Origin of the sequence: Brenneria sp. L3-3C-1, assembly GCF_016456245.1 — a bacterium.
Classification (GTDB): Bacteria; Pseudomonadota; Gammaproteobacteria; order Enterobacterales; family Enterobacteriaceae; genus Brenneria.
The window spans coordinates 22,237-30,505 of the sequence record NZ_JAEMHF010000018.1 but is presented as its reverse complement, the minus strand read 5'-3'; the positions used below and the strand labels follow the sequence as shown (position 1 = coordinate 30,505).

The window sequence follows — 8,269 nt, the reverse complement described above, 5'->3', positions numbered from 1 at the left end:
CATTAAAATGGTTGTTAACCTGATAGCGCCGATCGCGATGGACGACGGTTTGCGTTTTGCAATCCGTGAAGGCGGCCGTACTGTTGGTGCGGGCGTTGTTGCTAAAGTTATCGCTTAATCGCTGATAACGTTTGACGCGACACGCGATAAAAGGGCATCATTTGATGCCCTTTTTCTACGCTGTCATGTGGTAGAACCTATCTCATCAGCGATTGTGGAATATAATCATTGGTGAGATAGGCTTTGTAGATACGGCGTAAATACCGAATTATTCGTTTACAGAACATCTTTCGGTTTGGTTTGCCCTGCTTTGCGGGGCAAAGTTATTTGTCTGAATCATTGTGACAGGTTGGTTTATGAGTGCGAATACCGAAGCTCAGGGGAGCGGTGGCCTGGAAGCGATTAAATGGCTGGTAGTGGCTGTATTGCTGGTAGTTGCGATTGTCGGCAACTATTACTATCGTGAATTTAGTCTGCCGCTGCGCGCATTAGCTGTTGTTATCCTGATTGCTGCCGCCGGTGGCGTGGCATTGCTGACCGCAAAAGGTAAAGCAACAGTAACGTTTGCCCGTGAAGCCCGTACCGAAGTACGTAAAGTGATTTGGCCGACTCGTCAGGAAACGTTACACACCACGTTAATCGTTGCCGCGGTTACAGCCGTGATGTCACTGATTTTGTGGGGGCTGGATGGTATTCTGGTCCGATTGGTATCGTTTATCACTGGCCTGAGGTTCTAAGATGTCTGAAGCCCCAAAAAAACGTTGGTACGTCGTTCAGGCGTTTTCCGGTTTTGAAGGCCGCGTGGCTCAGTCGCTGCGTGAGCATATCAAATTACATAACATGGAAGATCTGTTTGGCGAAGTCATGGTGCCAACGGAAGAGGTGGTTGAAATTCGTGGCGGTCAGCGCCGCAAAAGCGAACGTAAATTCTTCCCAGGTTATGTATTGGTGCAGATGGTGATGGAAGATGCGAGCTGGCACCTGGTGCGCAGTGTTCCCCGCGTCATGGGATTTATCGGCGGTACTTCCGATCGCCCTGCGCCTATCAGCGATAAAGAAGTGGACGCGATTATGAATCGCCTCCAGCAGGCTGGTGATAAACCTCGTCCGAAAACTCTGTTTGAACCCGGTGAAATGGTTCGGGTTAATGACGGCCCGTTTGCGGATTTCAACGGCGTGGTCGAAGAAGTGGATTACGAAAAAAGCCGCCTGAAAGTGTCTGTTTCTATCTTCGGTCGGGCAACACCGGTCGAACTGGATTTCAGCCAGGTCGAGAAAGGATAATTTCTTTACTCGCTCGCTGAAACTGTTGCTTGTCTCTGGCGCGAAATTAATCTACAATTTCGCGCCTTTTGTTTTCAGGGTGCTTAACGGCATCTGAAGCGCATTAAAAAAACCACGGGGAGCCTTTTACGAGGCGCTATTACCCATTCGAGGAAAGTTAAATGGCCAAGAAAGTACAAGCCTATGTCAAGCTGCAAGTCGCAGCTGGTATGGCTAACCCAAGTCCGCCGGTAGGTCCGGCTCTGGGTCAGCAAGGTGTTAACATCATGGAATTCTGTAAGGCGTTCAATGCTAAAACTGAAAGCATTGAAAAAGGTCTGCCGATCCCGGTTGTTATTACCGTTTATTCTGACCGTTCTTTTACCTTTGTTACCAAAACGCCTCCGGCAGCTGTTCTGCTGAAGAAAGCCGCGGGTATCAAGTCTGGTTCCGGCAAGCCGAACAAAGACAAAGTAGGTAAAGTAACGAGTGCTCAGGTTCGTGAAATCGCAGAAACCAAAGCTGCGGACATGACTGGTGCCGACGTGGAAGCCATGGCGCGTTCCATCGAAGGTACTGCTCGTTCCATGGGCCTGGTAGTGGAGGGTTAATAAATGGCTAAGCTGACCAAGCGCATGCGCGTGATCCGTGACAAAGTTGATGCAACTAAACAGTATGACATCAACGAAGCCGTTGCCCTGCTCAAAGAGCTGGCCACTGCTAAATTCGTAGAAAGCGTAGACGTTGCCGTTAACCTCGGCATCGACGCACGTAAATCTGACCAAAACGTTCGTGGTGCCACCGTTCTGCCGCATGGCACCGGTCGTTCCGTTCGCGTTGCCGTCTTCACCCAGGGTGCAAACGCTGAAGCGGCTAAAGCTGCTGGCGCTGAACTGGTGGGTATGGAAGATTTGGCCGATCAGATCAAGAAAGGCGAAATGAACTTTGACGTTGTTATCGCATCTCCGGATGCCATGCGCGTTGTTGGCCAATTAGGTCAGGTTCTGGGACCGCGCGGTCTGATGCCAAACCCGAAAGTGGGTACCGTAACGCCTAACGTTGCTGAAGCAGTTAAAAATGCCAAAGCCGGTCAGGTTCGTTATCGTAACGACAAAAACGGCATCATCCATACCACTATCGGTAAGGTTGATTTCGATGCTGACAAACTGAAAGAAAACCTGGAGTCTCTGCTGGTTGCGCTGAAAAAAGCCAAACCTTCTCAGGCGAAAGGCGTGTACATCAAGAAAGTCAGCCTGTCTACCACGATGGGTGCAGGCGTTGCGATCGACCAGAGCGGTCTGAACGCAGTCGCTGTCTGATAGCTTTAGTTTCGCTTTACTCGGGCGTAGGATTTACCTATACTCTTACGCCCGTTGTTCCGTTAGCGGAATTAAAGAAGAATTTTCGGTTGGAGCCTGGCCTATCCAGGCCTCCGTCCAAGACCGCAGGTGTTTCGCAAGAAACTTAATTTTCCTGCGTAGACGGTGACAGAGCCTGAAGAAATTTTTTCTTTCTTTATAATTTAAAGAATAGTTAAAGAATAGTCTTTGCTGGATTCTGCTCACCGTGTTTCAGCGCTTATTTCCGTTTTGGCAATAAGTGAAGTGAGTTCCGGAGGTTTCCTCCGGCTAAATCCAGGAGCAAAAGCTAATGGCATTAAATCTTCAAGACAAACAAGCAATTGTTGCTGAAGTCAGCGAAGTAGCCAAAGGTGCGCTGTCTGCGGTTGTTGCGGATTCCCGTGGCGTGACCGTAGATAAAATGACTGAACTGCGTAAAGCAGGTCGTGAAGCTGGCGTCTACATGCGTGTTGTTCGCAACACCTTGCTGCGCCGCGTTGTTGAAGGTACTCAATTCGAATGCCTGAAAGACACGTTTGTTGGTCCGACCCTGATTGCATACTCTTTAGAACACCCGGGCGCTGCCGCTCGTCTGTTCAAAGAATTCGCCAAAGCGAATGCAAAATTTGAGGTCAAAGCTGCAGCCTTTGAAGGTGAGCTGATCCCGGCGGCTCAAATTGACCGTCTGGCAACGCTGCCGACTTACGAAGAAGCACTGGCACGTCTGATGTCGACCATGAAAGAAGCTGCCGCAGGCAAACTGGTCCGCACTCTGGCTGCCGTACGCGATCAGAAAGAAGCGGCTTAATCGCGCTTTTTTCTCTAACGCACTTGCTAACGTATAAACTATTTCTGATTCTTAGGAACAATTGTTATGTCTATCACTAAAGATCAAATTCTGGAAGCAGTAGCAGCTATGTCTGTAATGGATGTTGTTGAACTGGTTTCCGCTATGGAAGAAAAATTCGGTGTTTCCGCTGCTGCCGCTGTAGCTGTTGCTGCTGGCCCGGCTGAAGCCGCTGAAGAAAAAACTGAGTTCGACGTTGTACTGAAAGCTATCGGCGCTAACAAAGTTGCCGTAATCAAAGCAGTTCGTGGCGCAACTGGTCTGGGCCTGAAAGAAGCCAAAGACCTGGTTGAATCCGCTCCGGCAGCTCTGAAAGAAGGCATCAGCAAAGATGACGCCGAAGCTCTGAAGAAAGCTCTGGAAGAAGCTGGCGCAGAAGTTGAAGTTAAATAAGCCATCTTTCCAGATTGCAGCCTGATTGATTAGGCTGATGGCTGGTGACTTTTTGGTCACCAGCCTTTTTGCGCTGTAGGGCATCAATGGGATTTCACACTGTTTGGCCATTGATTTACCCCCAATATCTTTTTCTATTGACGACTTAATATACTGCTTCCCTGTCCGGGTTCCCTGCCCGAACAAGAGCAATGAAATGGTTTAAGAGTAATAGAAAGAGGTATTACGGAAAGGTTTCCATTTTCCGACAGACAAAAATAGTGTTGCATGACCTGTCCTGGCTAGGACGGACAGAGTGGTTCGACTTTTCAGCGAGTTGAGGAACCCTATGGTTTACTCCTATACCGAGAAAAAACGCATTCGTAAGGATTTTGGTAAACGACCACAAGTGTTGGACGTGCCTTATCTCCTTTCTATCCAGCTTGACTCGTTCCAGAAGTTTATCGAGCAAGATCCGGAAGGTCAGTACGGTTTGGAAGCGGCATTCCGTTCTGTTTTCCCCATACAAAGCTATAGCGGCAATTCAGAGCTGCAATACGTTAGCTATCGCCTGGGTGAGCCGGTATTTGACGTTAAAGAATGTCAAATCCGAGGCGTGACATTTTCCGCGCCGCTGCGTGTTAAATTGCGCCTGGTGATATACGAACGTGAAGCGCCTGAAGGCACCGTTAAAGACATCAAAGAGCAAGAAGTCTACATGGGCGAGATTCCGCTCATGACCGACAACGGCACTTTTGTGATCAACGGTACTGAGCGTGTTATCGTTTCTCAGTTGCACCGTAGTCCGGGTGTATTCTTCGACAGCGACAAGGGTAAAACCCACTCTTCAGGTAAGGTGCTGTATAACGCGCGTATCATTCCTTACCGTGGTTCCTGGCTGGATTTCGAATTCGATCCGAAAGATAACCTGTTTGTCCGTATTGACCGTCGCCGCAAATTGCCCGCGACCATTATCCTGCGTGCGCTGGGTTACTCCACCGAGCAGATTCTGGATTTGTTCTTCGATAAAGTTGTCTATGAAATCAACGGCAACAAATTGCAGATGGATCTGGTGCCTGAGCGCCTGCGCGGTGAAACCGCTTCTTTCGATATTGAAGCAGAAGGCAAAGTCTACGTTGAAAAAGGCCGCCGCATCACCGCCCGCCATATCCGTCAGTTAGAGAAAGACGGCATTGAGCGTATTGAAGTACCGGTTGAATATATCGTCGGCAAAGTTCTTTCCAAAGATTACATTGATGAAAGCACCGGCGAACTGATCGGCGCGGCGAATATGGAATTGTCGCTGGATCTGCTGGCAAAACTCAGCCAATCCGGTCACAAGCGTATTGAAACTCTGTTCACCAACGATCTGGATCACGGTCCGTATATGTCGGAAACCGTGCGCGTGGATCCGTCGAGCGACCGTCTGAGCGCCTTGGTTGAAATCTATCGCATGATGCGTCCCGGCGAGCCGCCGACGCGCGAAGCGGCCGAAACGCTGTTTGAGAATCTGTTCTTCTCTGAAGATCGCTATGACTTGTCTGCGGTCGGTCGGATGAAGTTCAACCGTTCTCTGCTGCGTGAAGAGATTGAAGGTTCGGGCATCCTGAGCAAAGAAGACATCATTGATGTGATGAAGAAGCTCATTGATATCCGTAACGGCAAAGGCGAAGTGGATGATATCGACCACCTCGGCAACCGCCGTATCCGCTCCGTCGGCGAAATGGCTGAAAACCAATTCCGCGTGGGTTTGGTGCGTGTGGAACGTGCGGTGAAAGAGCGTCTTTCCCTGGGCGATCTCGACACGCTGATGCCGCAGGACATGATCAACGCCAAGCCGATTTCGGCCGCAGTGAAAGAGTTCTTTGGTTCCAGCCAGCTGTCGCAGTTTATGGATCAGAACAACCCGCTGTCCGAGATCACGCACAAACGCCGTATCTCGGCACTCGGCCCGGGCGGCTTGACCCGTGAGCGCGCCGGCTTTGAAGTTCGAGACGTGCATCCGACCCATTACGGTCGCGTATGTCCTATCGAAACGCCGGAAGGTCCGAACATCGGTCTGATCAACTCCCTGTCTGTTTATGCGCAGACCAACGAGTACGGTTTCCTTGAAACCCCGTATCGTCGTGTGCGTGATAACGTGGTGACGGATGAGATCCATTACCTGTCGGCGATTGAAGAAGGCAACTTCGTTATCGCTCAGGCGAACACCAATCTGGATGAAGAAGGTCACTTCATTGATGAACTGGTAACCTGCCGTAATAAAGGCGAGTCCAGCTTGTTCAGCCGCGATCAGGTTGAATATATGGACGTATCCACGCAGCAGGTGGTATCCGTTGGTGCTTCACTGATTCCATTCCTGGAACACGATGACGCCAACCGTGCATTGATGGGTGCGAACATGCAACGTCAGGCCGTGCCGACTCTGCGTGCTGATAAGCCGCTGGTAGGTACCGGCATGGAACGTGCGGTTGCGGTTGACTCCGGTGTTACGGCTGTTGCGAAGCGCGGCGGTACGGTTCAGTACGTTGATGCCTCGCGTATCGTGATCCGCGTTAACGATGATGAAATGTATCCGGGCGAAGCCGGGATCGACATCTACAACCTGACTAAATATACCCGTTCCAACCAGAACACCTGCATCAGCCAGATGCCTTGCGTGTCTCTGGGTGAGCCGGTTGAGCGCGGCGACGTGCTGGCTGACGGTCCGTCCACCGATTTGGGTGAACTGGCGCTCGGTCAGAACATGCGCGTAGCGTTCATGCCGTGGAACGGTTACAACTTCGAAGACTCCATCCTCGTTTCTGAGCGCGTGGTGCAGGAAGATCGCTTCACCACCATTCATATTCAGGAATTGGCGTGTGTGTCCCGCGACACCAAGCTGGGGCCAGAGGAAATCACCGCGGATATCCCGAACGTGGGTGAAGCGGCGCTGTCTAAACTGGATGAGTCCGGCATCGTTTATATCGGCGCGGAAGTCACCGGCGGCGACATTCTGGTGGGCAAGGTGACGCCGAAGGGCGAAACCCAGTTAACGCCGGAAGAGAAACTGCTGCGGGCGATTTTCGGTGAGAAAGCGTCTGACGTTAAAGACTCTTCTCTGCGCGTACCAAACGGCGTTTCCGGTACGGTTATCGATGTACAGGTCTTTACCCGCGACGGCGTGGAAAAAGACAAGCGTGCGTTGGAAATCGAAGAGATGCAGCTCAAGCAGGCCAAAAAAGACCTGACTGAAGAGTTGCAGATCCTGGAAGCCGGTCTGTTTGCCCGTATCCACGCGGCGCTGGTTTCCGGCGGCGTGGAAGCTGAAAAACTGGCTGCACTGCCGCGCGAGCGCTGGTTGGAGCTGGGTCTGACTGATGAAGAGAAACAGAATCAGCTGGAACAGTTGGCCGAACAGTACGATGAGCTGAAGCACGAGTTTGAGAAAAAACTTGAAGCCAAGCGCCGTAAGATTACCCAAGGCGACGATCTGGCGCCTGGCGTGCTGAAAATCGTCAAGGTTTATCTGGCGGTTAAACGTCAGATTCAACCGGGTGACAAGATGGCCGGTCGTCACGGGAACAAAGGTGTTATCTCCAAGATCAACCCGATCGAAGATATGCCTTACGATGAAAACGGTACGCCGGTCGACATCGTGCTGAACCCGCTGGGCGTACCTTCACGTATGAACATCGGTCAGATTCTGGAAACCCACCTGGGTATGGCGGCGAAAGGCATCGGTGAGAAGATCAATCAGATGCTGAAGCAGCAGGAAGAAGTCGCCAAGCTGCGTGAGTTCATCCAGAAAGCCTACGATCTGGGCGACGATGTGCGCCAGAAAGTCGATCTGAACACCTTCTCCGACGAAGAAGTTATGCGTCTGGCTGAAAACCTGAAGAAAGGCATGCCGATTGCAACGCCGGTATTTGACGGTGCAAAAGAGAAGGAAATCAAGGAACTGTTGCAGATGGGCGGTATTCCGACCTCCGGACAGATTACCTTGTACGATGGACGTACCGGCGAGCAGTTTGAGCGTCAGGTTACCGTGGGCTATATGTATATGCTGAAGTTGAACCACTTGGTCGACGACAAGATGCATGCCCGTTCCACCGGTTCCTACAGCCTGGTTACTCAGCAACCGCTGGGTGGTAAAGCTCAGTTCGGCGGTCAGCGCTTCGGTGAGATGGAAGTGTGGGCGCTGGAAGCTTACGGTGCAGCCTATACCCTGCAAGAAATGCTGACGGTTAAATCCGATGACGTGAACGGCCGTACCAAGATGTATAAGAACATCGTGGATGGCAATCATCAGATGGAACCAGGCATGCCGGAATCCTTCAACGTACTGTTGAAAGAAATCCGCTCGCTGGGTATCAACATCGAGCTGGAAGAAGAGTAACTCCAGCCCGTTGTATTGCTGGCATTCGTCATAGGGGCACCTGAACTTTGTTTTTTAATGGCATAGTTC

The 8,269-nt window shown here is 51.0% G+C and carries 8 protein-coding genes; all 8 read left to right on the top strand.

Annotated features, from left to right (window positions below; all coding sequences use genetic code 11):
- Window positions 1–118, top strand: a 118-nt coding sequence (locus JG725_RS19965) for a hypothetical protein (protein WP_199379605.1), incomplete at its 5' end; no start/stop codon positions are given.
- A gap of 238 nt (window positions 119–356) precedes the next feature.
- Entirely contained in the window at window positions 357–737 is a 381-nt protein-coding gene (gene secE, locus JG725_RS19960) for a preprotein translocase subunit SecE (RefSeq protein ID WP_172291765.1), read from the top strand.
- Between the two features lies 1 nt (window position 738).
- Window positions 739–1,284 carry a transcription termination/antitermination protein NusG gene (gene nusG / locus JG725_RS19955; RefSeq protein WP_172291766.1) on the top strand — a complete coding sequence of 182 codons (546 nt, stop codon included), beginning with the start codon at window positions 739–741 and terminating at the stop codon, window positions 1,282–1,284.
- Window positions 1,285–1,445: 161 nt separating this feature from the next.
- On the top strand, window positions 1,446–1,874 hold the full coding sequence (gene rplK, locus JG725_RS19950) for a 50S ribosomal protein L11 (protein ID WP_172291767.1): 429 nt from the start codon (window positions 1,446–1,448) through the stop codon (window positions 1,872–1,874).
- A 3-nt stretch (window positions 1,875–1,877) separates the two neighbouring features.
- On the top strand, window positions 1,878–2,582 hold the full coding sequence (rplA, locus tag JG725_RS19945; RefSeq protein ID WP_172291768.1) for a 50S ribosomal protein L1: 705 nt from the start codon (window positions 1,878–1,880) through the stop codon (window positions 2,580–2,582).
- Between the two features lie 331 nt (window positions 2,583–2,913).
- Window positions 2,914–3,411 (top strand): 50S ribosomal protein L10, encoded by a 498-nt coding sequence (gene rplJ / locus JG725_RS19940; RefSeq protein ID WP_137714957.1) that lies wholly within the window; start codon window positions 2,914–2,916, stop codon window positions 3,409–3,411.
- Window positions 3,412–3,477: 66 nt separating this feature from the next.
- Window positions 3,478–3,843 (top strand): 50S ribosomal protein L7/L12, encoded by a 366-nt coding sequence (gene rplL / locus JG725_RS19935; protein ID WP_034898574.1) that lies wholly within the window; start codon window positions 3,478–3,480, stop codon window positions 3,841–3,843.
- 328 nt (window positions 3,844–4,171) lie between these two features.
- Window positions 4,172–8,200 carry a DNA-directed RNA polymerase subunit beta gene (rpoB, locus tag JG725_RS19930; RefSeq protein WP_172291769.1) on the top strand — a complete coding sequence of 1,343 codons (4,029 nt, stop codon included), beginning with the start codon at window positions 4,172–4,174 and terminating at the stop codon, window positions 8,198–8,200.
- Window positions 8,201–8,269: the final 69 nt, after the last annotated feature.

Bases quoted from the DNA above. Each gene is read 5' to 3' on its own strand.
- rplJ (WP_137714957.1), top strand. From the start codon at position 2,914: ATGGCATTAAATCTTCAAGACAAACAAGCAATTGTTGCTGAAGTCAGC.
- rplL (WP_034898574.1), top strand. From the start codon at position 3,478: ATGTCTATCACTAAAGATCAAATTCTGGAAGCAGTAGCAGCTATGTCT.
- rpoB (WP_172291769.1), top strand. From the start codon at position 4,172: ATGGTTTACTCCTATACCGAGAAAAAACGCATTCGTAAGGATTTTGGT.
- rplK (WP_172291767.1), top strand. From the start codon at position 1,446: ATGGCCAAGAAAGTACAAGCCTATGTCAAGCTGCAAGTCGCAGCTGGT.
- nusG (WP_172291766.1), top strand. From the start codon at position 739: ATGTCTGAAGCCCCAAAAAAACGTTGGTACGTCGTTCAGGCGTTTTCC.
- secE (WP_172291765.1), top strand. From the start codon at position 357: ATGAGTGCGAATACCGAAGCTCAGGGGAGCGGTGGCCTGGAAGCGATT.
- rplA (WP_172291768.1), top strand. From the start codon at position 1,878: ATGGCTAAGCTGACCAAGCGCATGCGCGTGATCCGTGACAAAGTTGAT.